24 protein-coding genes and 1 pseudogene are annotated in these 25,544 nt (G+C 71.3%); 10 read left to right on the top strand and 15 right to left on the bottom strand.

Going from position 1 to position 25,544, the window contains the following annotated elements; translation table 11 throughout:
* The first annotated feature begins 217 nt into the window (after positions 1–217).
* Positions 218–1,444: a sensor histidine kinase gene (locus tag OG966_RS05230; RefSeq protein WP_326648207.1), complete on the top strand. Its 1,227-nt coding sequence runs from the start codon at positions 218–220 to the stop codon at positions 1,442–1,444.
* Complete coding sequence (locus OG966_RS05225; RefSeq protein ID WP_326648205.1) at positions 1,441–2,106, top strand: response regulator transcription factor; 666 nt, start codon at positions 1,441–1,443, stop codon at positions 2,104–2,106. The genes OG966_RS05230 and OG966_RS05225 overlap by 4 nt, the downstream gene beginning before the upstream one ends.
* Here the strand turns inward: OG966_RS05225 and OG966_RS05220 are convergent.
* Complete coding sequence (locus OG966_RS05220; protein WP_326648204.1) at positions 2,067–2,342, bottom strand: DUF6332 family protein; 276 nt, start codon at positions 2,340–2,342, stop codon at positions 2,067–2,069. The genes OG966_RS05225 and OG966_RS05220 overlap by 40 nt on opposite strands.
* Positions 2,343–2,420: 78 nt before the next feature.
* Entirely contained in the window at positions 2,421–3,908 is a 1,488-nt protein-coding gene (locus OG966_RS05215; protein ID WP_326648203.1) for an MFS transporter, read from the bottom strand.
* An 87-nt stretch (positions 3,909–3,995) separates the two neighbouring features.
* Here OG966_RS05215 and OG966_RS05210 point away from each other — a divergent pair, with 87 nt between their 5' ends.
* Positions 3,996–4,397 carry a MarR family winged helix-turn-helix transcriptional regulator gene (locus OG966_RS05210; protein ID WP_326648202.1) on the top strand — a complete coding sequence of 134 codons (402 nt, stop codon included), beginning with the start codon at positions 3,996–3,998 and terminating at the stop codon, positions 4,395–4,397.
* 59 nt (positions 4,398–4,456) lie between these two features.
* On the opposite strand, the gene OG966_RS05205 is transcribed toward OG966_RS05210, so the two are convergent.
* Both OG966_RS05205 and OG966_RS05200 read right to left on the bottom strand, forming a co-directional pair.
* The gene (locus OG966_RS05205; RefSeq protein WP_326648201.1) at positions 4,457–5,200 is read right to left on the bottom strand and encodes a maleylpyruvate isomerase family mycothiol-dependent enzyme; all 744 of its coding nucleotides are present in this window, start codon (positions 5,198–5,200) and stop codon (positions 4,457–4,459) included.
* 57 nt (positions 5,201–5,257) lie between these two features.
* The gene (locus OG966_RS05200) at positions 5,258–6,478 is read right to left on the bottom strand and encodes an MFS transporter (RefSeq protein ID WP_326648200.1); all 1,221 of its coding nucleotides are present in this window, start codon (positions 6,476–6,478) and stop codon (positions 5,258–5,260) included.
* 75 nt (positions 6,479–6,553) lie between these two features.
* On the opposite strand from OG966_RS05200, the gene OG966_RS05195 reads away from it, so the two are divergent.
* Together OG966_RS05195 and OG966_RS05190 are read left to right on the top strand one after the other, a co-directional pair.
* A complete protein-coding gene (locus tag OG966_RS05195; protein WP_326648199.1) occupies positions 6,554–7,768 on the top strand; it encodes an ROK family protein in 1,215 nt (404 codons plus the stop codon).
* 214 nt (positions 7,769–7,982) lie between these two features.
* Complete coding sequence (locus OG966_RS05190) at positions 7,983–8,843, top strand: YhjD/YihY/BrkB family envelope integrity protein (protein WP_326648197.1); 861 nt, start codon at positions 7,983–7,985, stop codon at positions 8,841–8,843.
* Here OG966_RS05190 and OG966_RS05185 read toward each other — a convergent pair.
* From OG966_RS05185 to OG966_RS05175, 3 genes and pseudogenes are all read right to left on the bottom strand, one after another.
* Positions 8,780–9,095, bottom strand: a pseudogene (locus OG966_RS05185) (hypothetical protein); the annotation flags it as partial. The gene OG966_RS05190 and the pseudogene OG966_RS05185 overlap by 64 nt on opposite strands.
* An 87-nt stretch (positions 9,096–9,182) precedes the next feature.
* Positions 9,183–9,764, bottom strand: a complete 582-nt coding sequence (locus OG966_RS05180; RefSeq protein ID WP_326648196.1) for a DUF4865 family protein — start codon at positions 9,762–9,764, stop codon at positions 9,183–9,185.
* A gap of 190 nt (positions 9,765–9,954) precedes the next feature.
* Positions 9,955–10,527: a TetR/AcrR family transcriptional regulator gene (locus tag OG966_RS05175; protein WP_326648195.1), complete on the bottom strand. Its 573-nt coding sequence runs from the start codon at positions 10,525–10,527 to the stop codon at positions 9,955–9,957.
* 187 nt (positions 10,528–10,714) lie between these two features.
* Here OG966_RS05175 and OG966_RS05170 point away from each other — a divergent pair, with 187 nt between their 5' ends.
* From OG966_RS05170 to OG966_RS05160, 3 genes are read left to right on the top strand one after another with little or no spacing between them, the layout of a single operon-like run.
* The gene (locus tag OG966_RS05170) at positions 10,715–10,996 is read left to right on the top strand and encodes an SHOCT domain-containing protein (protein ID WP_326648194.1); all 282 of its coding nucleotides are present in this window, start codon (positions 10,715–10,717) and stop codon (positions 10,994–10,996) included.
* On the top strand, positions 10,993–11,757 hold the full coding sequence (locus tag OG966_RS05165) for an ABC transporter ATP-binding protein (protein WP_326648193.1): 765 nt from the start codon (positions 10,993–10,995) through the stop codon (positions 11,755–11,757). Before OG966_RS05170 ends, OG966_RS05165 begins: the two co-directional genes overlap by 4 nt.
* Positions 11,754–14,324: an ABC transporter permease gene (locus OG966_RS05160; RefSeq protein WP_326648192.1), complete on the top strand. Its 2,571-nt coding sequence runs from the start codon at positions 11,754–11,756 to the stop codon at positions 14,322–14,324. Before OG966_RS05165 ends, OG966_RS05160 begins: the two co-directional genes overlap by 4 nt.
* Positions 14,325–14,349: 25 nt before the next feature.
* Here OG966_RS05160 and OG966_RS05155 read toward each other — a convergent pair whose 3' ends face one another.
* Both OG966_RS05155 and OG966_RS05150 read right to left on the bottom strand, forming a co-directional pair.
* Positions 14,350–14,883, bottom strand: a complete 534-nt coding sequence (locus OG966_RS05155) for an ATP-binding protein (protein WP_326648191.1) — start codon at positions 14,881–14,883, stop codon at positions 14,350–14,352.
* A 180-nt stretch (positions 14,884–15,063) separates the two neighbouring features.
* On the bottom strand, positions 15,064–15,387 hold the full coding sequence (locus tag OG966_RS05150) for a hypothetical protein (RefSeq protein ID WP_326648190.1): 324 nt from the start codon (positions 15,385–15,387) through the stop codon (positions 15,064–15,066).
* 198 nt (positions 15,388–15,585) lie between these two features.
* Here OG966_RS05150 and OG966_RS05145 point away from each other — a divergent pair, with 198 nt between their 5' ends.
* Positions 15,586–16,719: a PLP-dependent cysteine synthase family protein gene (locus OG966_RS05145; protein ID WP_326648189.1), complete on the top strand. Its 1,134-nt coding sequence runs from the start codon at positions 15,586–15,588 to the stop codon at positions 16,717–16,719.
* A gap of 96 nt (positions 16,720–16,815) precedes the next feature.
* On the opposite strand, the gene OG966_RS05140 is transcribed toward OG966_RS05145, so the two are convergent.
* From OG966_RS05140 to OG966_RS05130, 3 genes are all read right to left on the bottom strand, one after another.
* Entirely contained in the window at positions 16,816–17,298 is a 483-nt protein-coding gene (locus tag OG966_RS05140; protein ID WP_326648188.1) for an SRPBCC family protein, read from the bottom strand.
* Between the two features lie 87 nt (positions 17,299–17,385).
* Entirely contained in the window at positions 17,386–17,835 is a 450-nt protein-coding gene (locus OG966_RS05135) for an SRPBCC family protein (RefSeq protein ID WP_326648187.1), read from the bottom strand.
* Positions 17,836–17,841: 6 nt separating this feature from the next.
* Positions 17,842–18,687 (bottom strand): DeoR/GlpR family DNA-binding transcription regulator, encoded by an 846-nt coding sequence (locus tag OG966_RS05130; RefSeq protein WP_326648185.1) that lies wholly within the window; start codon positions 18,685–18,687, stop codon positions 17,842–17,844.
* Between the two features lie 198 nt (positions 18,688–18,885).
* On the opposite strand from OG966_RS05130, the gene OG966_RS05125 reads away from it, so the two are divergent.
* Positions 18,886–21,237 carry a hypothetical protein gene (locus OG966_RS05125; protein WP_326648184.1) on the top strand — a complete coding sequence of 784 codons (2,352 nt, stop codon included), beginning with the start codon at positions 18,886–18,888 and terminating at the stop codon, positions 21,235–21,237.
* Between the two features lie 116 nt (positions 21,238–21,353).
* On the opposite strand, the gene OG966_RS05120 is transcribed toward OG966_RS05125, so the two are convergent.
* The 3 genes from OG966_RS05120 to OG966_RS05110 form a co-directional block, all read right to left on the bottom strand.
* Positions 21,354–23,756, bottom strand: coding sequence for a right-handed parallel beta-helix repeat-containing protein (locus OG966_RS05120; protein WP_326648183.1), 2,403 nt, complete (start codon positions 23,754–23,756; stop codon positions 21,354–21,356).
* A 129-nt stretch (positions 23,757–23,885) separates the two neighbouring features.
* Positions 23,886–24,494: an Rv1733c family protein gene (locus OG966_RS05115; protein WP_326648182.1), complete on the bottom strand. Its 609-nt coding sequence runs from the start codon at positions 24,492–24,494 to the stop codon at positions 23,886–23,888.
* 221 nt (positions 24,495–24,715) lie between these two features.
* Positions 24,716–25,540 (bottom strand): MOSC domain-containing protein, encoded by an 825-nt coding sequence (locus OG966_RS05110; protein ID WP_326648181.1) that lies wholly within the window; start codon positions 25,538–25,540, stop codon positions 24,716–24,718.
* Positions 25,541–25,544: the final 4 nt, after the last annotated feature.

Here is a 25,544-nt window from a genome sequence, read left to right as displayed (position 1 = left end):
GGCCGGAATCCCCTCCCTCACCTTCGCCGTGTACGCAACGGTGGCCATGCGCGTCGCGGGCCGCGCCGACCGGTGGGCGCCCGGACCGCAGCGGCGGCTGCACTCCCGCGTCGGGCTCCGGAGGCGCCGGCTTCCGACGCCGTACTGCGCAGGGAGTACGCGTGATCGCCACGCCTGGCTGACGCCCACCGCCCCGGCCCCGGTTTAGCGTTGCCGTATGGAAGAGCAGCGCACCCGAAACTGCGGTGGTCCCCCCTGGCCGCGCGGCGGACCACCGCCGCTGCGTCACTGGGAGGAACGGCGGAACAACGCAAGGGTGCCCTGGCCCTCGACCCTCGTGCTGGCCGTGTTCGTGCTGGTGGGGTCGAATTTCGCCGCTCACGGCCAGCACCGTGAGCCGCTCGACGCCTTCGCGCAGGTGTTGCTGCTCGCGGGGCCGGCGTTCCTGCTGCTGCGCAACCGGTGGCCCGTCGTCGCCGTCTTCGGCACGGCCGCGACAGCGCTGGTCTACTTCGCCGCGGGCTATCCGTACGGTCCGGTCTTCCTCACCGTCGCGGTCGGGGCTTTCGCCGCCATCACCTCCGGGCACCGGCATGCCGCCTGGTGGGCCGTCGGTGGCCTCTGGGTGGGGCATCTGCTGATCGCCCACTGGCTTTACGCCGATCTGCCGCCGCACGGCGACAAAGCCGCGCCCTGGGGGCAGGAATTGGTCGTCGCCGCCTGGGTGGTGGCCGTCCTCGCGGCCTCGGAGCTCGTACGCATCCGACGCGAGGTCTGGGCCCGTGAGCGCGTCGAGCGCGCCGCCGCCGAGAAACGCCGCACCGACGAGGAGCGACTGCGGATCGCCCGCGAGCTGCACGACGTCCTCGCGCACTCCATCTCGGTCATCAACGTCCAGGCGGGCGTGGGCCTCGCGCTGCTCGACAGCAACCCCGAGCAGGCCCGCACCGCGCTCACCACCATCAAGGCGGCCAGCAAGGAGGCGCTGGGCGAAGTGCGGCAGGTCCTCGACACGCTGCGTACGCCGGGGGACGCCCCACGCGCGCCCGCGCCCGGCCTCGACCGGCTGCCCGAACTCGTCGAACAGGCCGCGGGCGCCGGACTGAGCGTCGAGGTCGAGACGGACGGCGACCGGATCGCGCTCCCGCCCGGCACGGATCTCGCCGCCTTCCGGATTGTCCAGGAGGCACTGACCAACGTCGTACGGCACTCGGGCTCGCGCACCGCACGGGTACGGATCGGCTATGCGCCCGGCCGCCTCGACCTCCGGATCGACGACGAAGGGCCGGCCACCGGCTCGGACGCGGACGGCAGCGGCAACGGCCTCGTCGGAATGCGGGAGCGTGCCGCAGCCCTCGGTGGCACGATCGAGGCGGGTCCGCGCCCTGACGGCGGCTTCGGGGTACGAGCCGACCTCCCTGTGCAGCCGAAGGAGACGATGTGATCCGCGTACTGCTCGCCGATGACCAGCTGCTGGTCAGGGCAGGATTCCGGGCGTTGCTCGACGCTCAGCCGGACATTGTTGTGGCGGGCGAGGCCGCTGATGGCGAGGAGGCGGTGCGGCTGGTGCGCGAACTGAGCCCCGATGTGGTGCTGATGGACATCCGTATGCCAGTGCTCGACGGTCTCGCCGCCACCCGCCGGATCACCGAGGACGAGCGGCTGAACGGGGTGAAGGTGGTCATGCTCACCACCTTCGAGCTCGACGAGTACGTCTTCGAGGCCATCCGCTCCGGTGCTTCGGGCTTCCTGGTCAAGGACACGGAGCCGGAGGAACTGCTGCGGGCGGTACGGGCAGTGGTGCACGGGGACGCGTTGCTGTCGCCGGGAGTGACGCGGCGTCTGATCGCGGAGTTCGCGGCCCGCTCCAAAGCGCCCACGGACGCCGCGGGCCTCGCCGAACTCACCGAAAGGGAGCGGGAGGTGATGGCCCTGGTGGGCATCGGCCTCTCCAACGAGGAGATCGCACGCCGGCTCGTCGTCAGCCCGCTCACCGCCAAGACGCATGTGAGCCGCACGATGGTGAAGCTCGGCGCTCGTGACCGGGCCCAACTCGTCGTGCTGGCTTATGAGTCGGGGCTGGTACGGCCCGGCTGGCTCGGCTGAGGCGGCGTACGCGGAAAGCGCCACAGCACAGTAACGACGCGCGCTACGAAGGCGACCGCGGCCGCCGCGGCGCCCGCGATGAGCAGCCCGCGCTCGGCGGCGTACGGCATGGCGAACATCAGCTTCGGTCCCGCGACCACTCCGAAAGCGACCGCGGCGACCAGGACCGCGCTGATGAGCGCGTATCCGGTCTCGATGGTCAAGGCGTCCCGCTCCGCCTGTGTACGTCGCCCCATGTCCGAAGTGTCACAGTGCGGCGGCCGGCGGGCAAGGAGCCCGCCGGCCGCCGTCCCCCTGGAGAGAGCCGCTGTGGGTCAGTCTCCGACCGCCACCGGCTCGGGCTCTTCCCGAACCGGCAGTCCGGCGGACTTCGCGACCAGGACGCTCGGCACCGCACGGCGGGCGCGCAGCCCGGTCAGCGTGATCAGCAGTCCTGCTGCCGCGACCGCGGTCACCACCACCAGGCCCGGCCGGAAGCTGTCGAGCACCTCCTGCGGTGAGCGGCCCGTGTCACCGCCCGCTGTGATCACCGCGGTGACGACCGCCAGGAAGATCGCGCCCCCGACCTGGATCGAGGTGTTGAGCAGGCCGGAGACCATGCCCTGCTCGTGGTCCTCCACCCCGTTGGTGGCCTGGATGTTGAGCGAGGGGAAGATCAGCGCGCAGGCCGCGCCGAGCAGCAGCATCGACGGCAGGATCACAGCGGCGTAGCTCGGCGTGAGGTCGATCTGGACGAAGAGCGCGTACCCGATCACCAGCAGCGTGAAGCCGGCGGCTATCACGCGCGGCGTGCCGAACCGGTCCACGACCGAGCCGATCTTCGTCGAGGAGAGCGCCACCAGAGCGCCCGCCGGAAGGAAGGCCAGCGCCGTTTGGAGCGCCGACCAGCCGAGCAGGGACTGCATGTACTGCGTGACGAGGAACTGGAAGCCGACGTACGAGCCGAAGAAGAAGGCCGCGCCGAGGTTGGCGCGGATCTGGCTGCCCGAGCGCAGCACACCCAGCCGGATCAGCGGGTGCGAGCTGCGCCGTTCGATGGTGACGAACACGGTGAGCAGCACGGCGACAGCGAGGAAGGAGAGCAGGGTGCGCGCCGAGGCCCAGCCCACCTCGGGGGCCTGGACGACGGTGAAGACGAGCAGCAGCATCGAGGCCGTGCCGGTGACGGCGCCCGGCAGGTCGTACCCCTTCCCCGAGTCCTCACGGCTGCTCCGCGGGATGAGCCTGATGCCGGCCAGCAGCGCGATCAGGGCGATGGGCGCCGGCAGCAGCATGGTCAGGCGCCAGCTCACCTCGGTGAGCAGTCCGGAGAGGACCAGGCCCATCGAGAAGCCGGTGGCGGCGCAGGTGGTGTAGATCGCCAGCGCACGGTTGCGCTGAGGGCCTTCCTTGAAGGTCGTCGTGATGATGGAGAGCCCGGCGGGCGCGGTGAACGCGGCACTCAGCCCCTTGATGAAGCGGCTGGCGATCAGCAGCGGACCGGAGTCGACCAGCCCGCCGAGCAGTGAGGCGAGCGCGAAGACGGCGAGCGCGATCAGGAAGACCTGGCGCCGGCCGAGGAGGTCGGCCGCACGGCCGCCGAGGAGCAGCAGGCCGCCGTAGCCGAGGATGTAGCCGCTGACGATCCACTGCAGGGTCGAGGTGGTCAGATGGAGGTCGGTCGCGATCGAGGGCAGGGCGACGCCGACCATCGAGACGTCGAGGGCGTCGAGGAACATCGCGGCACAGAGCACCAGGAGAGTGCCCCACAGCCGCGGGCTCCAGCGCTCCTGCACTACGGGGACGTTGAGCGGAGAGGTCATGAGCAGGACAATACATGCACACGCATTGAGTGCAAGTGCATTTAATTCCGGTGCAACAAAGTGCGGCTTCTCTGCTAACGTGCGGTCATGGCGGCGAAGAAGTCCGAGCGAGTGCTCGTCGAGGAGTGGCGGGACGTCCTTGCGCTGCATGCCCGTACGATCTGCGAGCTCGACCGCGAGCTGCATCAGCACGGGCTCGGCGCCAGTGACTTCGAGGTCCTCGACGTACTCGCCGAAGAGACGTCGGACGGCGGTGACTGTTCCTTCCGCGTCCAGGAGCTGGCGTCCCGGGTCCACCTGAGCCAGAGCGCGCTGTCGCGCCTGGTGGCGCGGCTGGAGAAGGACGGGCTTGTCACCCGCGGGATGTGCAGCGAGGACCGGCGGGGAGTGCGGGTAGCGCTCACCGACGCCGGCCGTGCCCGCCATGCCGAGGTGCAGCCGCTGCAGCGCGCGGTGCTCTCCAGAATGCTGTCGGGCCCGTCCAGGTAGATCTCCGTGGGCCCCGTATGTCGTGGCCTCCGTATGCCGTGGGCCTCCGCAGGGAGTGGCTAGGACCAGGTGATGGCGGACAGCTCGCGCCACAGCCGCGCGAGCTCCGCGTCGCCGGTGACGGACACGGTGGTGAGCGGCAGCCGGTTCCACAGCGTCAGATAGAGCTGCTCCGCCGTGCCGCTCAACTCACAGTCCGCAGGGCCTTCTTCGGTGCGCTCCGTGCGCGGAGCGTCGGCCGACAGCCGTACGGTCCACACCTCGTCCGTGTCGATCGTCCGTACGCGCAGGACACGCGGCTCCTCGGTGCGCACCCGGCTCCGGGAGCGGGCGTGAAAAGCGCCGAGCAGCTCGTCGATGCCGTCCAGCGCGAAGTCCGCGGCGACCGGCCCCGGCTTCCCGCCGAGCGCCGACTCGGCGTCCGCGCGGTGGACAGCCGTCTCGTGTGCCTGCCGCCTGGCCCAGAACGCCACCGGCGAGGGCGCGGGCAGAAAGGTCCAGCACTCCACATCCGCGGGTGCCTCGCTCAGCGCGGCCACCAGCAGACCGTGTCCCTCCCGGAACCACTCCAGCAACTCGTCTCCGTCGAGCTCGGGCTGGTCGTCGGCGGGATGGAAGCGTGTGTGGCCCTCGGTGATGAAGGCGGTCGCCCAGCGGTGAACCACGCCGACGTGCCGGAGCAGGTCCCGCACCTGCCAGCCGGGGCAGGTCGGCACGGTCGCCGCAGGGCCCGCCCCGGCGGCGGCCGCGGCCAGCAATTGACCCTCACGGACAAGGGACTTGATCAGCTCAGCGGTCTCCATGCGGGAGATTGTGCCAGCGCGGCCCGACCGGCGGCAGATCCGCCCGCGTACGGGTGCTCAGTCGCCTCGGGGTACGGAGGCGTTCCGGGCCGAGTAGCCGATGAGCGCCGCGCCACCCGCCAGCGCCGCCACCGTCGTCAGCGCCACCGGCAGCGAGAACCAGTCGGCGAGGAACCCGATCGTCGGGGGCCCCAGCAGCATCCCGCCGTAGCCGAGCGTCGACGCGGCTGCGACTCCGCCCGGACCGGCGAGCGCGCCCGCCCTGGCCACCGCCACCGGGAAGATGTTCGCGAGCCCCAGACCGGCCACGGCGAAGCCGAGCAGCGCGAGCCACGCCGTCGGGGCGAGCGCGCCGAGCAGCATGCCGGCCGCCGCCGTCGTACCGCCCGCGACGAGCGTGCGGGTCTGGCCGAGCCGCTCCAGCAGGGCCGTACCGGAGAGCCGGCCGGCCGTCATGGCCAGGGCGAAGAGGGAGTACCCGGCGGCGGCGATGCCCGGGTGGGCGTGCAGATCCTGCTCGAGATGGAGCGCTCCCCAGTCGGCCATCGCCCCTTCGCCGTACGCCGTGCAGAGCGCGATCACGCCGAAGAGAACGACGAGTTGGCGGGTGCGGCCCTGAAGGCGGCGCGGGCCGGGCGCCGTCGCGGTGCGCCCGGTGACGGGTGCGGCATGGCGCAGCAGCACGCGCCCGGCGGCTGCCGTGACCAGCAGGCCGATGCCGGTGAGGCCGAGCAGGTGCGCGGTGGGGGAGAGGCCGCCGGCGACCAGGCCGCCGAGGCCCGCGCCGATCATCCCGCCGAGGCTGAAGGCGGCGTGGAAGCTGGGCATCACCGGCCGCCGCATCGCCGCGACCAGATCGACCGCGGCGCTGTTCATGGCGACATTGATCCCGCCGTACGCCGCACCGAAGGCCAGCAGCACAAGGCCGAGGGTGAGCGCCGAATGCGTCAGTGGCGGGAGCGCGATGCTCAGCGCCAGCAGTGCGCCACTGGCGACCGTCACCGGATGGCTGCCGAAGCGGCGGCAGAGCCGGCCGGTGAGCGTCATCGTCACCACCGCGCCCGCCGAGACTCCGAGCAGAGCGAGGCCCAGATCGCTCGCGGACGAGCCGGTCTGCTCCTTGATGGCGGGGATGCGGACCACCCAGCCGGCGAAGATGAAGCCGTCGAGGGCGAAGAACAGGGTCAGCGCGGCACGGAGGGGGGACAGGGAGGGCGGGGCGGTGTTTCCGCCAGGTCCCCCCGGTACGGCCGTCCGTAGTTTGTTTAGAAGCGGCACAAACTCAGGATAGGGGTCGGCCCCGATCCGTACAAGACGGCAGCTCAGCCTCCGGATCATGGGAGACTCGCCAGCATGAACGGCAAGGCGATGACCATCAGGACGAGGCTGGAGAGAGGTCGCAGCGCGCTCGGCCCCGCGCTGGAACTGGTTCATACGGGCCGGGCGCCCACCCGCGCCGTGCTCACCGCGGAACTCGGAGTCACCCGCGCCACCGCCGGCGCGGTGGCCGCCGAACTCGAAGCGCTCGGGCTGATCCGGGTCGACTCGCGCCCGGGCGCCGCCGCCGGCTCGCAGGGTCGGCCCTCGCATCGCCTCTCCGTCGACGACACGGGCCCCGTCGTCCTCGCCGCGCAGGTGCACGCCGACGGGTTCCGGGCCGCGCTCGTCGGGCTCGGTGGCCGCACCGTCGCGACCGCGCCCGGCTGCGTCACCGTCTCCGAAGACCCGGCGCAGGTGCTCGGCGAGGTCGTCGAAGCGGGCGCGACCCTGCTGCGCGAGAGCGGTCGGCGATGCGTGGGCGCGGGTCTCGCCGTGCCCTCCGCAGTCGCCGAACCCGAAGGCACCGCCCTCAACCCGCTGCACCTCGCCTGGCCGGCCGGGGCTCCCGTCCGCGACATCTTCGCCGAACGCGTCCGCGCGGCGGGCATCCAGGGCCCCGCCTTCACCGGCAACGATGTCAACCTCGCGGCGCTCGCCGAGCACCGTCACGGCGCGGGCCGCGGCGCCCAGCACCTGCTCTGCGTCGCCACCGGCCACCGCGGCGTCGGCGGCGCGCTCGTCCTCGACGGTCGCCTGCACACCGGCAGTTCGGGTCTCGCCCTCGAGGTCGGGCATCTCACCGTCAACCCCGAGGGCCGGCCCTGCCACTGCGGCGGCCGCGGCTGCCTCGACGTCGAGGCCGACCCGCTCGCCTTCCTCACCGCCGCGGGCCGGCGGCCGGGCCCCGAAGTCTCGCTGCTGCAGCAGTCCCGGGATCTGCTGCGCTCGGAGTACGACGACCCGGCCGTGCGGAACGCGGGCGAGGAGCTCATCGACCGGCTCGGTCTCGGGCTCGCGGGACTCGTCAACATTCTCAACCCCGACCGCATCATCCTCGGCGGACTGCACCGCGAGCTGCTCGACGCCGATCCCGAACGGCTGCGCGCCGTGGTCGCCGAACGCAGCCTGTGGGGGCGCAGCGGCGGTGTGCCGATCCTCGCCTGCACGCTCGACCACAACAGCCTGGTGGGGGCGGCCGAGTTGGCGTGGCAGCCGGTACTCGACGACCCGCTGGGTGCGCTCAGCTGACGGTGGCCCGCGTATCGCCCGGCGGGCCGGGCGTCGGCGTAACCGGCTCGTACGAGGACGGGCGGGGACGGGGGGCGGGCGTCGACCGGTCGGCACGGACGGCCTCCGCCGATCGGCGGCGCCGGCTCAACGACCGGCCCACGGCACAGGCGGCGACACCCGTCCGGGGGCACAATGGACACCTCACCGTGCACTTTCGGGTAATCGACAACCTATGACCCACAAGCCCTCCGGCGCGGATCACCATGCGCACCGGCTTCAGGACCTGTCCCGCAGGTTTTACGCGTCTCCCATCGGCCTGGCCTGGGAGCGCGGCCGTGAGCTGGAACTGATGCACCGCGCCATGGGCTTCGCCGCACTGGGCTTTCTGACACTCGTCCCCCTTCTGGTCGTCGTCGCGGCGGCGGACCCGGCGAGTGGGCAGGGCTTCGCCCGCTGGCTGGGCCAGGCACTGGGGGTCTCGGAGTCATCCCTGGACGAGGTCGAGCGGCTGTTCGGCGTGCCCGGGCAGGCGCTGCAGCGCACGACCGCGTTCGGTCTCGCCGCCCTCACCGTCTTCGGTCTGACCTTCGGGTCGGCCGTTCAGACCGGCTACGAGAAGGTATGGGATCTGCCGACGGCCCGCTGGCACACCATGTGGAGACATGTCGTCTGGCTGGCCCTGCTCGTCGCCGCCAGCCTGGCCTTCGTCAGTGCGCCGCTGCCGGCCGACTCCGCCCCGGCCACGGTGTTCGGCGGCCTGGGAGATCTGATCGGCACCGTGCTGTTCTTCTGGCTTTCCCAGCGCGTGCTGCTCGGCGGCCGGGTGCGCTGGCGCGCCCTGCTGCCCGGGGCGGTGGCCACGGCCGTGGGCATGCTCGGCCTGCGGGTCTTCTCACAACTTGTCTTCTCGCCCCTGATCGCCTCCAACGCCGTCACCTACGGCCCGTTCGGGACCGTGCTCGTCATCCAGTCCTGGCTCGTGGGTGTCGGCTTCGTCGTCTACGGGGGCGCGCTCGTGGGACGCCTCATTCATGAAGCGCGCGTACGCCGACGGCTGGAACACGAGCTGGAAGACCTGGTCCAGGACCGGTAGAGGGCGAAGGCGCGGGCCGGATTCCGTACGAGGATCCGGTCCATGACGTCCTTGCCGAGGACCGGTTCGAGCCGCCCGCCGCAGTCTGCGCAGCAGATACGGCATACCCGGGGTTTCCGGAGTCGTCATGTCGCCGCCCAGCAACGGCTGATCCGCGTGACCCGCGTCCGCGAGCGCCGCCAGGTTGTCGGGCAGGCGCCGGTCCGTGGCGTGATGGGCTCGCGAGGGGCCGTCAAAGACGAGATACGCACCCGTCGCCACGCAGGAACAGATGGTCGTGCGCGTCGCAGGCCCCCAGCCCGCTTGCCGGGACGTCGCCGAGGACGGTACGGACGAGGCTCACCACTGCTGCCCCCGAGGCAGCTCCGCACGGTGCGGGGCACAGAGATGCAGCACCTGGAATACGTCATCGCTCGCCTCGGGCGCGTCCTGGGCCCACAGCGCGAAGTACAGCAGCTCCCAGTGCCGCGGATCGATGGCGACGGCGGCCGCGACCACCCCGTTCGCGCATGCGAGCTGCCGATGCGCGGCGAGTGCCTTCTCCACGGCGAAAGCGGGAGGTTCGTCCTCAGGTATCCGTGTCCGGCGACGCGTGGCGGACCGGGGCACGGCCGCGGCGGCCGGACCCTCCTCATACGCCAGCACTGTCCAGTGCTGGACCACCGGACGTCCGAAGTCGTTGACGATGCCCTGGAATCCGGGCCCCCGGAGGAAGGAGTTCATGCCTTCCGGCGTGGCCCACAGATACAGCGGCGCGTACTGGTTGACCGGCGAGCCATCGACGCGTTCGCGCATCAGATAGGCCTTCAGACCGAGGCCGGGAAAGCCGTCGAGCAGATGGCCCTTCGTCGCCACCCGCTTGCGGATGATCTCCATGTCGTAATCGGCGGGCAGAGTGATCTCGTACTGCATGGCATGCATAAAGGACTCCCGGTACGCGGTATCAGCGTGAAAGGTGCGCGGTGCGGCCCCCGCGCCTGTGCCGTTCGCCGGGGCCGGTCCGGACGGGGTCATCCGCTCGAATCGAGCCACATCGGACCGGTGACGACTCCGCGGGACCTCCCTGGCAGGCGGGACGATCGCCGCCGATGCGCAGCTTCGGTCGGTCCCCTTACGCGACAGTGGTGTTACGCGGCGCGAGCAGCGCGAGCAGCCCTCCAACCGCTGTGTCGAAGGCGTCCGGCGAGCCGGACGCACGGGCCAGCACGTAGCCGCCCTGCACCGTGGCGACGATCGCCGCCGCAGTCCCGGCCGGATCGACCGGGGCCGTGAACTCGCCCGCGTCCAGGCCCTCCTGGACGATCCCGGCCAGGCGTCCGCGCAGCCAGTCGAGCGTCTCCTCGACCGGGGCGCGCATCTCGTCGCTGGCGATGACGTCCGGGTCCATCGTGAGGCGCCCGACCGGGCAGCCGCGCAGTACATCGCGCTCGCGCAGCAGATACGCGCTGATCCGCTCGTACGCAGTGCCGTCGCCGGCGAGCGGCACTTCGGCGGCCGCGCGCATCTCGTCGGCGGTACGCCGGATCGCGGCCAGCGCCAGATCGGGCTTGCCCGCGAAGTGGTGGTACATGCTGCCCTGGCCGGCGCCCGCCTGCTGCTGGATCGCCTTGGGGCTGGTGCCCACGTAGCCGCGCTCCCACAGCAGCGCGCGGGTGGCTTCGATCAGCCGTTCGGGAGTACTCATGAATCAACTGTACATACTAGTAGGTACAGAATCCAGAAGGCCGGGAGCAACCGCGGAAACCCTGCGTACTCCCCAGGTGGTACGCGCACTGCCGCTGGCCGTACGACGACGTGAGCCCCGGTCGGCGGGAGCCTCGGAAACGACAGGGAACCACCCACCACCATCGCCACCGAGGAGCTGAACCGAGATGAACACACTTGCCTACGACGGGCCCGGCCCGTGGATTCTGTTCTTCCCGCTGATCTGGGCGGCCGTCGTCATCGGCGTCGTCTCCGTCCTGCGCCGCACCGTGTGGCGCGGCCGCCGCGGTCCCTGGCATCCGACCCGCGCGACGCACGGCGAGAGCTCTCCGATCGCGATGCTCGGCCGTCGCTTCGCCGCCGGCGACATCGACGAGGAAGAGTACTGGCGACGGCTGTCCGTCCTGGACGAGCAGTTCGGCCGTATCGGCAAGGACGGTGCCGCATGACCACCACCACGACGACCACGACCCGCACCGCAGCCCGAGTCGTCGACGCCGTGAAGATCTACGGCAAGGGCGACACCGAAGTGAGGGCCCTGGACGGGGTGAGCGTCGACTTCCCGGTCGGCCGCTTCACCGCGATCATGGGGCCCTCGGGCTCGGGCAAGTCCACGTTGATGCACTGCGCCGCCGGGCTCGACACCCTCACCTCGGGCTCGGCCCTCATCGGCGACACCGACCTCGGCGCACTCGACGACCGCAGGCTCACCCTGCTGCGCCGCGAACGCGTCGGCTTCGTCTTCCAGGCGTTCAACCTCATCCCCACCCTCACCGTCGCCGAGAACATCACGCTTCCGACGGACCTGGCGGGGGAGCGGGCCGACCGTGAGTGGTTCGACGCGCTCGTCGACACCGTCGGGCTGCGGGACCGGCTGCACCACCGGCCCAGCGAGCTGTCCGGCGGCCAGCAGCAGCGTGTCGCCGTGGCCCGCGCTTTCGCCGGCCGGCCCGACGTCGTCTTCGCCGACGAGCCGACCGGCAATCTCGACTCCCGCTCCGGGGAGGAGGTGCTGCGGCTGCTCGGCCGCGCCGTACGCCAGACGGACCGCACGGTGGTCATGGTCACTCACGACCCCGTCGCCGCCGCCCACGCCGACGAGGTCGTCTTCCTCGCCGACGGACGGCTCGTCGACCGGATGGAGGCCCCGACCGCCGAGCGCGTCCTGGACCGCCTGAAGGCCTTCGACGGCCAAGGGGCGACGGCATGAGCGGCAGCCGGGCATCGCTGCGCATCAGCCTCAATTCGCTGCGCGCCCACAAACGGCGCTTCGCCGGGACCTTCACCGCCGTACTGCTCGGCGTGGCCTTCCTGGCAGGCACGCTCGTCATGGGCGACACACTGCGCGGCAGCTTCGACACCATGTTCGCCGGTGCCAACAGCGGCACCGATGCCGTCGTCCGCAGCTCCAACGTGGTCACCGTCTCCGGCGAGGGCCAGGGCACCCGGCAGCCCGTACGGACGAATCTCGTCAGCCGGATCGAGAAGACACCCGGCGTCGCCGCCGCCGTGCCCAACATCCAGGGCGCCGGACAACTCGTCGGCTCGGACGGCAAACCCGTCGGCGGGCAGGGCCCGCCCACCGTGGCCGGCAACTGGATCGACGACCCGGAGCTCAACCCGTACCGGCTCGCCGAAGGCCGCGTCCCGGCCGCGTCCGGTGAGGTCGTGATCAACCGCGGCGCCGCCGACAAGGGCGGTCTGAAGGTCGGGGACCGGACCGTGCTGCGCACCCCCGACCCGGTCGGGGTCACCGTCGTCGGCCTCGCCACCTTCGGCGGCGAGGACGGCATGGGCCAGGTCACCTTCACCGGTATGACCTGGGCGGATGCCGAGAAGTACCTCACCCCGAAACCGGGAGGGGCGGCGTCCATCCAGGTGCGGGCAGGTCCGGGGACCGGCCAACAGGAGCTCGTGGACGCCCTGACACCCGTACTCCCCAAGGGGGTCGAGGCGATCACCGGACAGGAGTCCACCCAGGAGAACCAGGACATGATCTCCGGTCAGTTCCTGAATCTCTTCACCACACTGCTGCTGGTCTTCTCCGGCATCGTGCTGCTGGTCGCGACCTTCTCGATCCACAACACCTTCGCGATCGTTATCGCCCAGCGCACCCGTGAGAACGCGCTGCTGCGCGCACTCGGCGCCTCCCGCCGCCAGGTCGTCTCCTCGACGCTCATCGAGGCGGTCGTCGTCGCCCTGGCCGCGTCCGTGGCCGGACTGCTCGGCGGCATCGGCGTCGCCGCCGGACTGCAGACGCTTTTCCCGCTCATCGGATTCCCCTTCCCGGAGGGCAGCCTGGTGATCAGCGGCGTCTCGATGCTGCTGCCGCTCGCCGTCGGTGTGATCGTCTGCCTCGGCTCCGCGCTGCTGCCCGCCGTACGCGCCGGGCGCACCGCGCCGCTCGCCGCACTGCGCGAAACGGCCGTGGACCACTCCGCGGCCTCGCGGACGCGTGCGTACGCCGGCACGGGCGTGGCCCTGGCCGGAACCGGCCTCATTCTGACCGGCGTCGTGGCCAGTGGGCCGATCTGGCTCAGTGCGGCCGGCGCGGTACTGGCCCTCGTGGCCTTCGTGGTGCTCGGACCCGTCGCGTCCTCGTACGCCGTACGGATCCTGGGCCGGCCGCTCGACCGGCTGCGCGGCGTCTCCGGCAGCCTGGCCAAGCGCAACGCACTGCGCGGCCCCAAGCGGACCGCGGCCACCGCCACCGCGTTGATGACCGGCGTCGCCGTCGTGTCCCTCTTCACCGTCTTCGGCGCCTCGCTGAAGGCGACCATGGACCAGACGGTCTCCCGCTCCTTCGCGGGCGATGTCGCGGTGAGCGTGCCGGCGTTCGGTGCGGGCGGCAGCGGGCTCAGCCCGAAGCTCGCCCCTGCCATCGCCGCACAGCCCGGGGTGGAGACCGCGGTTGGCCTCGGCAAGGGAGTCGCGGAAGTCGACGGCGCGGGACGCGAGCTGACCATCACCGACCCGGCGGCGCTCGCCGAGGCCTTCGACCTCGGCACCGTACAGGGATCGCTCGACAAACTGGGCGCGGGCGGCATGGCCGTGGCGGACACGGAGGCCGGCAAGCGGGGCTGGAAACCCGGCTCCACCGCCGAACTCGCCTTCACCGACGGCAGGAAGCAGACGTTCACGGTCCGTGCCGTCTTCGACCGGTCCGAGTTGTCCGGCGACTATGTCGTCACCCGCGAGGCCTGGGCCCCGCATCGCGGACAGGATTCCGACACCCTCATCGCCGTCAGCTTCAAGGACGGCGTGTCCACTGCCGACGGCACGGCAGCGGTCGAGAAGACCGCGGCGGCGTACGGCGATCCCGAGGTGCAGACCCGCGACGAGTACGCGCGGACCGCGGCCGGAGCCATCGACATGATGCTCACCCTCGTCTATGCCCTGCTCGCCCTCGCCGTGGTGATCGCGCTGCTGGGCATCGCCAACACGCTCACTCTCGCCATCCACGAACGCACCAGGGAACTGGGCCTGTTGCGTGCCGTCGGACAGACCAGAAACCAACTACGCGCCATGGTGCGCTGGGAGTCGGTACTGGTCGCCGCATTCGGCACCGCGGGCGGCCTGGCGCTCGGCGGACTGCTCGGCTGGGTGCTCGTCAAGGCGTCCGAGGCCACGGGCGACACCGCCTTCGTGTTCGCCGTACCGCCGGTGCGGCTCCTGGTGGTCGGGCTGGTCGGCCTGGTGGCCGGTGCGGTCGCGGGCTGGCGGCCCGCGCGGCGCGCCGCACGTCTGGACGTACTGCGCGCCATCGCCACCGAGTAGTAGAGGTTACGAAGTGTCCGCCCGGTCAGCGCGCAACGGCCGACCGGGCGGAGGCACGTTGACGCGTCCCGTTCTGCGCCGTCGCCGAACTCGCCGTACTGGTGAAGGGCTCGTCGGCAGTCGACCCGTACACCACCGGATACGGCGGCAGAGCCACCGCGGGGGGAGGTGTGGAGAGCGTGAACCAGACGATCTTGCCCGTCTCGCCCTCGGGTCGTACACCCCAGCTGTCACTCACCGCCGCTATCAGCCCGAGCCCGCGCCCGGAAGTGGCGAAGAGATCTGCGTCCCCCACTGCCGGGAGACGTGGATCGTTGTCATGGACAGAGACCGTGAGCCGGTCGAGCAGCAACTCGATCTCCACCGTGCACATTTTGTCCGGCTCGGCGTGCCGGTGAACGTTGGTCAGCAACTCGGTGACGCCCAGCGCTGCCTGGTCGATCAAGGGATCGAGATGCCAGTAGCGCAATTGCGCCGAAAGGATTCTGCGGACCTGACCGATCCGCGACGGCAGGGCCTGGAGCTCCACCGTGCAGTGCCTGCTTGGCTGGCTGATCACGGCTGCGACTCCCCGAATGAGGTCCGGAAGAAGACGAAGATCGGATCCAGCAGTTGGCTGGCTGCTGATTTGTCCGGCGGGCTGGATCACAGCGTTACCGCCGGTGCACCCTGAGTGATGTGAGACAAGCGTGAACCACCGACCACGGCTCCGCAACTTGCAGCACCCGGGTGACTACTCTCAGCTCCGACGGCCGCCGGCCCCGCGCACCGCTTCCAGGAAGCGCCCGGCCACTGCCCGGCCCTCCGGCCTGCGGCTGCGCTGCCCCATCGTCAGCCGGTAGCGCTTGCCATTGAGTGTCGCCACCGTGCTCGCATCGTCGGCGAACCAGGGCTTACCGGCCCTGACCGCGCGGACCGGAGCGCTCTCGATCACTCGGCCGTAGCTGGTCAGGAGCGCCAGCCTGCCGTCCTTGATCAGCACTTGTCCGGCCCTCGTGAGTGAGCGTGGCCAGCGCTCGATCCGTACGCCTGTAGCGCTGAATTCGGGCTCTGCCATCCCCATCGTGTCGCTGCCCCCTTCGCACCGTTTCCTGTTGGCAGTCTGCACAACTACGGCCACATGCACCAGTACGTACGGTCCTACCGGCGCAAGTCCCGGCCCACAAGTGACCCCTATGGGTTCCCAAAGTGAACGTTTGTGCAGGTGGGGGGCTTACTGTTGCCAGTGGGGTCCGCATTTCGACAGGACGAGGAACGGCGCATGAGCACGAGTGAGAAGCCAGTGGCGGGTGAGGCGATTGCCACCATCGATGTGGACCGCACCGATCCGGTTTACCGGGCATGGCTGAAGGAGGCGGTGCGCAAGGTGCAGGCCGACGCCAACCGTTCCGCCGACACCCACCTGCTGCGATTCCCGCTGCCCGAGGAGTGGGGCATCGATCTCTACCTCAAGGACGAGTCCACCCATCCGACCGGCAGCCTCAAGCACCGGCTCGCCAGGTCGCTGTTCCTCTACGGCCTGTGCAATGGCTGGATCCGGCCGGGCAAGCCTGTCATCGAGGCGTCCAGCGGCTCGACCGCTGTCTCCGAGGCGTACTTCGCCAAGCTGATCGGTGTCCCGTTCATCGCCGTGATGCCGCGCACCACGAGCGCCGAGAAGTGCCGGCTGATCGAATTCCACGGCGGGCAGTGCCACTTCGTGGACGACTCGCGGAAGATGTACCAGGAGTCGGCCGCACTCGCGGAACGGACCGGCGGCCACTACATGGACCAGTTCACCTACGCGGAGCGGGCCACCGACTGGCGCGGCAACAACAACATCGCCGAATCGATGTACCAGCAGCTGCGGTTGGAGCGGTATCCGGAGCCCGCCTGGATCGTCGCGACGGCCGGCACCGGCGGCACCTCGGCGACCATCGCCCGCTACGTCCACTACATGCAGCACGACACCCGTGTCTGTGTCCCCGACCCGGAGAACTCCTGCTTCTTCGACGGCTGGACCCAGGGTGACCCTCTCGCCGACAGCGACTGCAGCTCCCGTATCGAGGGCATCGGCCGGCCGCGCATGGAACCGAGCTTCGTGCCCGGCGCCATCGACCGGATGATGAAGGTGCCCGACGCGGCGAGCGTCGCCGCCGTGCGAGCCCTGGACAAGGCCATCGGCCGCAAGGCGGGCGGCTCCACCGGAACCGGCCTGTGGAGCGCGCTGAAGATCATCGCCGAGATGGTGGCCAACGGGCAGAAGGGCAGCGTCGTCACCCTGATCTGCGACCCGGGGGATCGCTATCTCGACAAGTACTACTCCGACGCGTGGCTGGACGAGCAGGGCCTCGACATCGCCCCGTACAGCGCGACCATCGAGGAGTTCCTCACCACCGGCGTCTGGCCCGGCTGACCACCGCGGCCACTGCGCGGCGGACCGGCGAGCACTACCGCGGACCGGGCGGGCATGGAAGGCGCGAGCGCCGCTGCGCGGCGGACCGGGTGAGCTCTACTGCGCGCCGGACCGCGCGAGCCGGCGGTCCAGATGGCGCACCGCGCCCCGGAACGAGGCACCCAGGCCCGCCCGGCCCAGCCGCAGAGCGATACGCATGGGTGCGGGCGCGTCCGCCGCGAAGGTCCACCGCACCCGGGTGCCGGTAGCGGTGGGCGTCAGGCGCCACTCCTCCAACAGGGCGCGCAGACCGGGGGCGTTGGTCTCGTCGGCACGGTACGCGAAGCGCTCGTCCGGCTCGGCCGCCATGATCTTCTCGGCGAAGAAGATGCCGCCCCTGAGCCTGATCTCGCGGCCCGCGCCTCCGCCGGTTGACGTGGCCGAGGTGACGGCGGTGAACCAGGAGGGCCAGCCCGCCGCATCCTCGGCGAGCGCCCGGTACACCGCCCCCGGGGAGGCCGTCACCTCGGCCGAGAAGACCAGACGCAGCGGGGCGGACTCGACGAATTCGAGCTCCACAGGGCTCAGTCGGCGTGCCATGGGACCGTACCTCCAGCTGGGAGGGGTGGAGCGGGGCCCGCACACCATAGCTGGCGGGCCGTCAGTTGTCCGTAGCCGCCTCCGGTTTCACCGACTTCTCGCGCGCCCCGCGAGAAGTCCGTCCAGCGCACGGCCGAACACCAGCCGGCCCACCCGGCGGACGAGCGGATCGAACAGCCGCGGCAGCAGGCGGATCCACAGCTCCTCCACCCAGACCACCACGGAGCCCGAACCTTCCGGGCGCACCTCGATCTCGGCCCAGCCCCTGATGACCCGGCCGCGCTTCTCCAGTCGAAGGCGTCCGGTCCCGCCCTCCACGGGCGGCTCCCAGCGGACCACCTCCATCGGATCGTCGAAGCCGACGCGGCCCAGCCCGGTCCGCGCGACGAACACCGTCCCCACGCCCGGGGGAGGCGGTGTGACCACAGTGATCGACGTCAGCGGCACCTGCGCGGCATGCGCGGGCCAGTCGGTGACGCGCGGCCAGATCTCCTCGGCGGGCCGCGGGACTGGCCGCGTGATCCGGATGACGGCCACCCGGCGTCAGCCGTCCTGCCCGCCGGCGCTGTCCGGACCGCCCGCCACGACCAGCCCCGGCAGATGTTCCGCGATCTGTTCGCGTGCCTCGGCAGACAGCCCCGCGTCCGTCACCAGAGTGTCGACCTCTGCCAGCCGCGCGAAGGAACTGAGGCCTACCGTCCCCCACTTGGTGTGGTCGGCAACCACCACCACCCGGCGCGCGGCCTGCACAAACCGGCGGTTTGTCTCGGCCTCCGCCAGATTCGGTGTGGAGAGCCCGGCCTCCACCGAGATTCCGTGCACGCCGAGGAAGAGCACATCGAAGTGCAACGAGCGGATCGCCTGGTCGGCCACCGGTCCGACCAGCGAGTCGGACGGAGTACGTACCCCGCCGGTCAGGACCACCGTGGCCGCACCCGGACGCTGACTGCCCGCCGCACCCGCCCGCTGCGCCGCGTGGAAAACATCCGCGACCCGCACCGAGTTGGTGACCACCGTCAGATCCGGCACCTCCAGCAGATGGTGCGCCAGAGCATAGGTCGTGGTCCCACCGGAGAGCGCGATCGCGCTGCCGGGCACCGCCATACGCGCCGCCGCCCGTGCGATGTCCTCCTTGGCGCTCAGCTCCAGCGCCGACTTGGCCTCGAAGCCCGGCTCGTGCGTGCTCGCCTCGACCACCGGCACCGCGCCGCCGTGGACCTTCTCGACGACCCCCTGCCGGGCCAGGGCGTCCAGATCCCGGCGCACGGTCATATCGGAGACATTGAGCTTGCGGGTGAGCTCATTGACCCGTACTCCGCCGCGCCTGCGCACCTCGTCGAGGATCAGGGCACGCCGCTGCTCCGCGAGCAGGTTCTGGTTGTCGCTCACTGCCGGGGCCGGTCCTTCCATGTCGTCGTCCACCGCCTGCCACCAAGGGTTTCTCATCCTCGCACGGGCCCGGCGGAACACGGCTCGAGGAGATTCCGTGAGAGCCGTGCGGCGGACAGCCTTGATCCGGGATTCTGGTCCTGCACCGCCGCGCGACCCCGCGCCGACCGATCCTCCCATCGAGAGAGAGTCACAGAAGTGTCCCCTGGCACACCGGTCCCGCACGCGCTCGAGCTGCTCGTCCACGGCGTCGGCGGAGCCACCCCGCAGGACATGCTCGGCGACCCCAGAACGGTCCGGATCACCGGTGACGAGAAGGCCGCGGTGTTCCGCCGCACCGAGGACGCGGAGGCGGAACTCCACCCCGAGCGCTATCAGGACCGGCCCATTCCGGAGGCGTACTGCTGGTCCAACCTCACCTCGGGCAACGGCGCACGGGCCCTGTGGCTGCTGCTGCTCCCCTTCATGGTCGTCAACCTCGCGCACTGGATGCGTCCCCGGGCCAAGGGCCGCTCAGGAACCACACGGCTGTACGGAGTGCTGGTGCGGCTCGTCGCACTCAGCCTCACCGTGCTGCTGACGGCCGCCGCCTGCGAGGTCGCGCTCGACCTGGTGGCATGGCAGTGCGCCGGCTCGCCCGCATGCACCCGGGACAGGTCCTGGCTCGGCTTCATGTCGAGCGCTCAGCAGGGCTGGTGGTCGCATCCCGGCCGACGCCTTTCGCTCGCCGCGGTGGTGCCGGCCGCGCTCGTCGGCCTGCTCTGGTACCTCTCCAACCGCACCTGGAGCGCGTACGAGTCCCAGCGGCCGCCGACCGGCGCGGACGGGCCGGAAGGGGACGGGGCCACCGAGGACGACGAGGAGGAGTCCGAGGGGCCGAAGAAGCAGACCGTGCGGCCCGCCCTCGGCAGGCCGGGCTTCTGGTACGGCCGCCGGCTCGTCGCCCGGCTTCGCGCCGCGCACACGGCGGCCGGTTTCCTGACCGTCGCCGCCGCGGTCGCCGGGGCCGCCGCCCGTCACGACAGGGGCGCCGCCAGCGCCCCGCTGGAGATCTGCGGCCGGCTCCTCGAGGCAGCTCTCCTCGCGGGCGGCTCGGCTGTGGTGTGGGTGGTCTACCGCAGAGGCCGCAGCGAGCAGCGGATCGACGCCCGCCTCGACCGTGCGGCCGTCCGCTGTCTGCCCGGCGCCGCGCTCGCGCTGCTCGGCCTCTCGATGCTCTACGCCTGCTGGTCCCGCCCCGACTGGGTCTCCACCGCCACCCTCCCCGGCGATGTCACCTTCCGCGTCATCGCACTCGCCCAGGGCGCCCTGGTCATCGCACTCGCCGTCGCCGCCTGCCTGCTCCACCGTCGTGCGCCCCATGTGCGTACGGCTCTGGCGGGCCTCGGCGGGCCCGCCGTCGCGATGCTCGCCTGCGCCCTGGGAGGGGTGATGACCGGCGGCGTGGCCCAGCGCGTCGCCGACTGGCTCGACGGGCCCGGCACTCCGGGCATGGACGGCGAGGGCTCCATCCCAGGGCCACCGGTGCTGCTGAGCTGGCAGGCCTCCGTCATTCCGGTGCTGCTGATCGTCCTGTTGGGCCCGGCCGTCGTCCTTGCCGTGCGGACCTGGCTGACCGCCCGCCGACTCGCGGAACCGGTCGAGGCGGACTACGTGGAGGGGCGCCCGGATTCCGTCCGTACGAGGCGCATAGCGGGCACTCGGGCCCGCGCCGCCCTCACCGATGTCGCCCCCTGGATCGTCGGCATCGTCTCCGGCGCCACCCTTGTCCTGGGTGCCGGCGCGGTCGCGGGCGCGTGGGCGAGCGGTGAGGTACCGGGCGAGGCGTTCGGCGACAGCCATGACTTCGTGGCGTCCGCTGCGGAGACAGCGCAGGGGATCGGCTCCTGGCTGATCGGCTTAGGTTTCATACTCTTCGTCACCTGGGGCCGCCGCGCCTACCGCGACGCCTCGGCCCGGCGCACCATCGGCATCCTCTGGGACGTCGGCACTTTCTGGCCGCGCGCCGCACATCCCTTCGCGCCTCCTTGTTACGCGGAGCGTGCCGTGCCCGATCTGACCTGGCGGATGTGCACCTGGACCGCGGAGACCGCCGGGCGGCGGCTCGTCATCTCGGGTCACTCGCAGGGCAGTGTGCTCGCCGCGGCCGCCGTCTGGCAGCTGCCGGCGGCCACCCGTCGCCGCGTGGCGCTGCTGACGTACGGATCCCCGCTGGAGCGGCTGTACGGGCGGTGGTTCCCCGGGTACTTCGGGCCCGTCGCCCTGAGCGAACTCCGCAGCGAGGTGCACTGCTGGCGCAATCTGTGGCGGCGCACCGATCCGATCGGCGGGCCGGTGCTGATCCCCGCCGAGGGAGACCATCCCGAGGTGGACCGGGACGCGCTCAAAGACCCTGTGGTGTACGGACGTTCGGGGCGCCACCCGCTGCCGGAACCGATCCTCGGGCACTCCGACTACCAGGCCGACCCGGCCTTCGCCACGGAACGCAGGGAGCTCCTCGACCGGCTCAGCCCGGCCGTTCCGCGGCAGGTGCGGGGCAGTTCGGGGTAAGCGCGGGGTACGGGTGGCACCGAGCAGCCGGGGTGGTACCGAGCGGTCCGGCCGGGCCAGGGCGGACCGGCGCGAGGCCGGGAAGTGCGGCGCGAGGCCGGGAAGTCCGGCCCGGGTCAGGGCAGATCCGGCAGATCGTCCGGGTACAGCAGCGTCAGGTCGTCGGTGTTCGCCTCGGTGAGTTCCGCGACCCGGCCCGCGTGCCGCTCGACCATCGACTCGAAAGTCTGGCGCGCGGTACGGCCGTTGCCGAACGCGGGCCCCTTGGGCAGCACGGTGAAGTACTTCAGCAGTGCCTCACCCGTGCCCGTGCCCAGCCGGTACTCATGGTCATCGGCCTGCTGCTCCACGATCCGCAGCAGCTCCTCGGGCATATAGTCACTGAAGGTGATGGTCCGTGAGAAACGGGACGCCACACCGGGGTTGACCGAAAGGAACCGCTCCATCTCCGCGGTGTAGCCGGCGACGATCACCACCACCGCCTCCCGGTGGTCCTCCATCAGCTTCACCAGTGTGTCGATGGCCTCCTTGCCGAAGTCCCGACCGGAGTCCTCGGGGGACAGGGCATAGGCCTCGTCGATGAAGAGCACCCCGCCGCGCGCCCGGTCGAAGGCCTCCTGGGTGCGGATCGCGGTGGAGCCGATGTGCTCGCCGACCAGGTCCACCCGGGAGACCTCGACGAGATGGCCGCGCTCCAGAACTCCGAGGGAGGCCAGGATCTCGCCGTAGAGCCGGGCCACGGTCGTCTTTCCGGTGCCGGGTGAGCCGGTGAAGACCAGATGGCGGCGGACGGAGGCGGCCTTCAGGCCCGCCTCCTGGCGGCGCCTGCCGACCTCGATCATGTTGGTGAGCGTGCGGACCTCGCGTTTGACGCTGTCCAGGCCGACCAGCGCGTCCAGTTCACCGAGGACGGCGACGGAGGTGCGTACGGGCTCCGCGGCCGAGGCCGGCCCGGCCTCGGCGGGGCGCTGTCCGGGGACCGCGGAGAGCAGCCCGGGGGACTGGGCCGCGGTCAGCACGGCCGTGGTCTGCTCGCCCTTGGACCGTACGCCGCTCTCGTCACTGGTGCAGTCCTCGACGACCTGACCGTCGTCCTCGCCCAACTCGTAACCACCACGCGCACAGCGCTCGGTCCGGCAGCGACTCAGTGTCGTACGGCAGCCTTCCATCACGTGGAAGCCGTAGCCGCCGCTGCCCGTGACCCGGCAGCCGCGGAAGGTGCCCCGGCCCTCCGCCGAGACATAGAAGCCGGCCTCGGCCGGCGAAGTGACCGTGCATCGCTCGATCACCGGATCGGCGCCCTTGGTGACGATCACGCCGGTCTGCGCGGCGTCGATGGTGCAGCCGTTCAGTGTGCCGCCACTGCCGTGGTCGCGGAACCAGGCGCCGGTGGAGGCTTCCCGGATCCGGCAGTCGTCGAGCTGCGCCGTCGCGCCGTCGCTCACCGACACCGCGGTGTTGCGGACCTGCGAGAGATCGCTGTCGACGACATCGACGCGCGAGCCGCGGTCGAGGACGAAGAGCGCGTCCGGGACGTCGTGGACGCGGCACGAGTCGAGGACGGCGGTCGCTCCGTCGCTGACCCACACGGCCGGGTAGTCGCCCGTACTGTCGTGGATCTCGCACTGGTTGGCGTCCACGCGCGTGCCCGGGTCCCAGACGGACAGGCCATTGCGCCCGAAGCGGCGCACCGTGGTCCGGGTGAGGGTCAGTACGGACCGTGAGCGCAGATCGACCGCGTTCTCGGGGATCTCGTAGATGTCGCAGTCGGAGAGGGTCAGCACGGCGTCGGTGTCGAGGGTGATGCCGTCGGCCGAAGTGCGGTGCACGGTGGAGTCGGAGAGATGCGCCGAGGCGCGCGCGGCGATCTGCACACCGGCGCCCTTGATCTCGTACACCTCGCAGCCGATGGCCTCGAGGCCACTGCCCTCGCCGGTGACGGACAGGCCCGCGCCCGAGGCGTGGTGCACCCGGCAGCGCTCCAGCCGCGGATGGCCGCCGCCGCGCACGGAGACGCCCGACTGGCCGGCCGCCACCACCTCACACTCCTCGAACACGCCGCCTGCGCCGTCCAGTACGGCGATTCCGACGCCCGCCGGATTGTCGACGGTGCAGCGGCGGACGGTGGGACGGGCCGCACCGCGCACCTCCAGACCGGCCGCGGAGCGCGTGACGATCCGCAGATCGATCAGCTCGGGAGTCCCGTCCTCGACCAGGAGAGCGGGAGCGGCCGTGTCCTGGCCCTCCACATGGAGGTCCTGGACGGTGGCCGAGGCGCGCACGGTGAGCGGCACACCGTCGGCGGGCGCGATGCGCACCGAGCCGACCGCGCCCTCCGCGCCGCGCAGGGTGACCGCCCGCTGGACGATGAGGTTCTCGCGGTACGTCCCCGGGGCGACCGTGAGGATGTCGCCGTCGCCTGCGGCCTCCAGGGCTGCGGCGAGGGAGGGATACTCGCCTGTGCGGCGCCGCCACCGCGACGTGCCGGTGTGCGTCACCTGGACCGTGCCCTGTGCCATCGTGCTGCTCTGCCCCCACCTCGTGATTCTGTTCCGCCGCGCCTCTCTGCGGGGGGCGCCCCCTGACCCCCGAGGGAGTCGCACCACCGTAGCGCGAGCGAGCGTCGCACGTTGACGGGACGAGACCGGTCAGCTGCCCGCGCCCGTACGTCCCCAGTCGGGACCGGCCGCGGCCCAGGCCTCGTCCAGACGCGCGTATCTGCGTCGTACGAGGCGCCGGACGACCAGCCGTCTGGCGCAGGTGATGAGTCCCGCCGCGGTGAGTGCGGCGCCGATGCCCGCGAGGACGGCGTGCACCCGGGCGGTCGCCGCGTCCAAGGGGTGGCTGACGACCCGGCCCGCACGGTCGGTCCAGATGGTGAAGGTGTCCCCGGCGAGCGTGGTCCGCAGCACGGCGGAGACCGTGCCGGTGTGCCGACTGCCGTCCACCGCGGTCCATCTCGCGATGACCGGCCGACGTTTCTGATGGGCGGCCGAGGACTCGGGATCGTACGGGGCGGGCTTCGGCGCCGGAGCCGGTTTGAGCACCGTCGCGGTGACCGGATGACGCTGCTGGCGCTGGATGCGCACCGCCGCTCGCAGTGACTCGTCGGTCAGGGTGCCGGCTGCCCAGCCCACGGCCGGCGCGGCGGTGACGAGGAGGAGCGCGGCGACGAGCGCCACCCAGGCCTCGAAGAGATCGGTCGTACGGCGCAGGGGATTGTGGCGCCAGCGCCAGACTCCTTTGGCTGCTCGCACTTTCCCGCACCCCCTTCCGCGTCCGTCATAGCCCTGTACGGCACGGCATGAGCGCGGGTGGCACGAAGAGAGAGGAACGCCACTCCTGCCATTCGCCCGCCATTCGTACCGCCGTGCACCCCGGTGATCTGTCCAACGCGCGTGCGGGCACGCCAGGTTCCCGTGGAGAGGGACGAACGGGCGGATCCTGTCCGGTCCCGGCTACTCGACGACGGTCCCGGTTACTCGACGACGGTCACGGCGTCGCCGACCCGGATCAAGCCGGTCCGCTCCGGCACGAGGTACTGACCGAACACCAGTTGGTCGCCGAAGCGGCGGTGGCGGGCGAGGGTACGCAGCGGCTCCTTGCCGCGCTCGGCGGTGCGCTGGTCGGTGGTGGTGATGACACAGCGCCCGCAGGGCTTGGCCACCCGGAAGGTGGCTTCGCCGATCGCGATCCGCTTCCAGTCGTCCTCGGCCCAGGGAGCCGCGCCGTCCACGACGACATTCGGCCGGAACCGGGTCATGGGCAGCGGGCCCTCGTCGGCATGATCGCCCTGCGCGATGAGGGAGTTCAGTGCGTCCAGCGAGGCGAGGGTGGTGACGAGCAGCGGATAGCCGTCGCCGAGATTGACGGTCTCTCCGGGGAGCGCGTGCTCCGGGTCGATGGGGCGCCGGTGGGCCGGGTCGTCGAGATGGACGAGCCGCACCTCGGCGCCGAGGTAGTCGCTGAACCAGGCGTTCACGGGCCCGTCGACGGGCACCGCCTCGATCTTGTCGCGGAAGATCTCCACCGGCGTGGTGCTCACCGGCTCCGGGACGGCGACACTCTGTGGCTCACGCCCGGGCGTGGTGAGCCGGATCGCGCCGTCCGGCAGTGTCTCGGCGCGCGCCAACGCCAGCCGTGGCTGCTGGCGTTGCGTGATCACCTTGGCCGAGGAGTCGATCAGTGTCCACCGACGGTCCCCGGCAAGCCCCCACGGCTCCACAGCCACCTCGCCGGGTGCATACCCCGCCACCGATTTGACCGGGTGGACATGGATGGAACGGAGAACTGGGTTCGGCATGAAG

Origin of the sequence: Streptomyces sp. NBC_01750 (genome assembly GCF_035918095.1) — a bacterium.
GTDB lineage: Bacteria > Actinomycetota > Actinomycetes > Streptomycetales > Streptomycetaceae > Streptomyces.
Note: the sequence above shows the minus strand (reverse complement) of the source record. Positions and strands in the feature narration are given on the sequence as shown.

What these genes read in the sequence shown, in the direction of transcription:
- OG966_RS05220 (WP_326648204.1), bottom strand. Translation starts at nt 2,342, where the DNA reads ATGGGGCGACGTACACAGGCGGAGCGGGACGCCTTGACCATCGAGACC.
- OG966_RS05215 (WP_326648203.1), bottom strand. Translation starts at nt 3,908, where the DNA reads ATGACCTCTCCGCTCAACGTCCCCGTAGTGCAGGAGCGCTGGAGCCCG.
- OG966_RS05110 (WP_326648181.1), bottom strand. Translation starts at nt 25,540, where the DNA reads ATGCCGAACCCAGTTCTCCGTTCCATCCATGTCCACCCGGTCAAATCG.
- OG966_RS05205 (WP_326648201.1), bottom strand. Translation starts at nt 5,200, where the DNA reads ATGGAGACCGCTGAGCTGATCAAGTCCCTTGTCCGTGAGGGTCAATTG.
- OG966_RS05160 (WP_326648192.1), top strand. Translation starts at nt 11,754, where the DNA reads ATGAGCGGCAGCCGGGCATCGCTGCGCATCAGCCTCAATTCGCTGCGC.
- OG966_RS05180 (WP_326648196.1), bottom strand. Translation starts at nt 9,764, where the DNA reads ATGCATGCCATGCAGTACGAGATCACTCTGCCCGCCGATTACGACATG.
- OG966_RS05230 (WP_326648207.1), top strand. Translation starts at nt 218, where the DNA reads ATGGAAGAGCAGCGCACCCGAAACTGCGGTGGTCCCCCCTGGCCGCGC.
- OG966_RS05145 (WP_326648189.1), top strand. Translation starts at nt 15,586, where the DNA reads ATGAGCACGAGTGAGAAGCCAGTGGCGGGTGAGGCGATTGCCACCATC.
- OG966_RS05150 (WP_326648190.1), bottom strand. Translation starts at nt 15,387, where the DNA reads ATGGGGATGGCAGAGCCCGAATTCAGCGCTACAGGCGTACGGATCGAG.
- OG966_RS05175 (WP_326648195.1), bottom strand. Translation starts at nt 10,527, where the DNA reads ATGAGTACTCCCGAACGGCTGATCGAAGCCACCCGCGCGCTGCTGTGG.
- OG966_RS05170 (WP_326648194.1), top strand. Translation starts at nt 10,715, where the DNA reads ATGAACACACTTGCCTACGACGGGCCCGGCCCGTGGATTCTGTTCTTC.
- OG966_RS05140 (WP_326648188.1), bottom strand. Translation starts at nt 17,298, where the DNA reads ATGGCACGCCGACTGAGCCCTGTGGAGCTCGAATTCGTCGAGTCCGCC.
- OG966_RS05210 (WP_326648202.1), top strand. Translation starts at nt 3,996, where the DNA reads ATGGCGGCGAAGAAGTCCGAGCGAGTGCTCGTCGAGGAGTGGCGGGAC.
- OG966_RS05165 (WP_326648193.1), top strand. Translation starts at nt 10,993, where the DNA reads ATGACCACCACCACGACGACCACGACCCGCACCGCAGCCCGAGTCGTC.
- OG966_RS05190 (WP_326648197.1), top strand. Translation starts at nt 7,983, where the DNA reads ATGACCCACAAGCCCTCCGGCGCGGATCACCATGCGCACCGGCTTCAG.
- OG966_RS05120 (WP_326648183.1), bottom strand. Translation starts at nt 23,756, where the DNA reads ATGGCACAGGGCACGGTCCAGGTGACGCACACCGGCACGTCGCGGTGG.
- OG966_RS05195 (WP_326648199.1), top strand. Translation starts at nt 6,554, where the DNA reads ATGAACGGCAAGGCGATGACCATCAGGACGAGGCTGGAGAGAGGTCGC.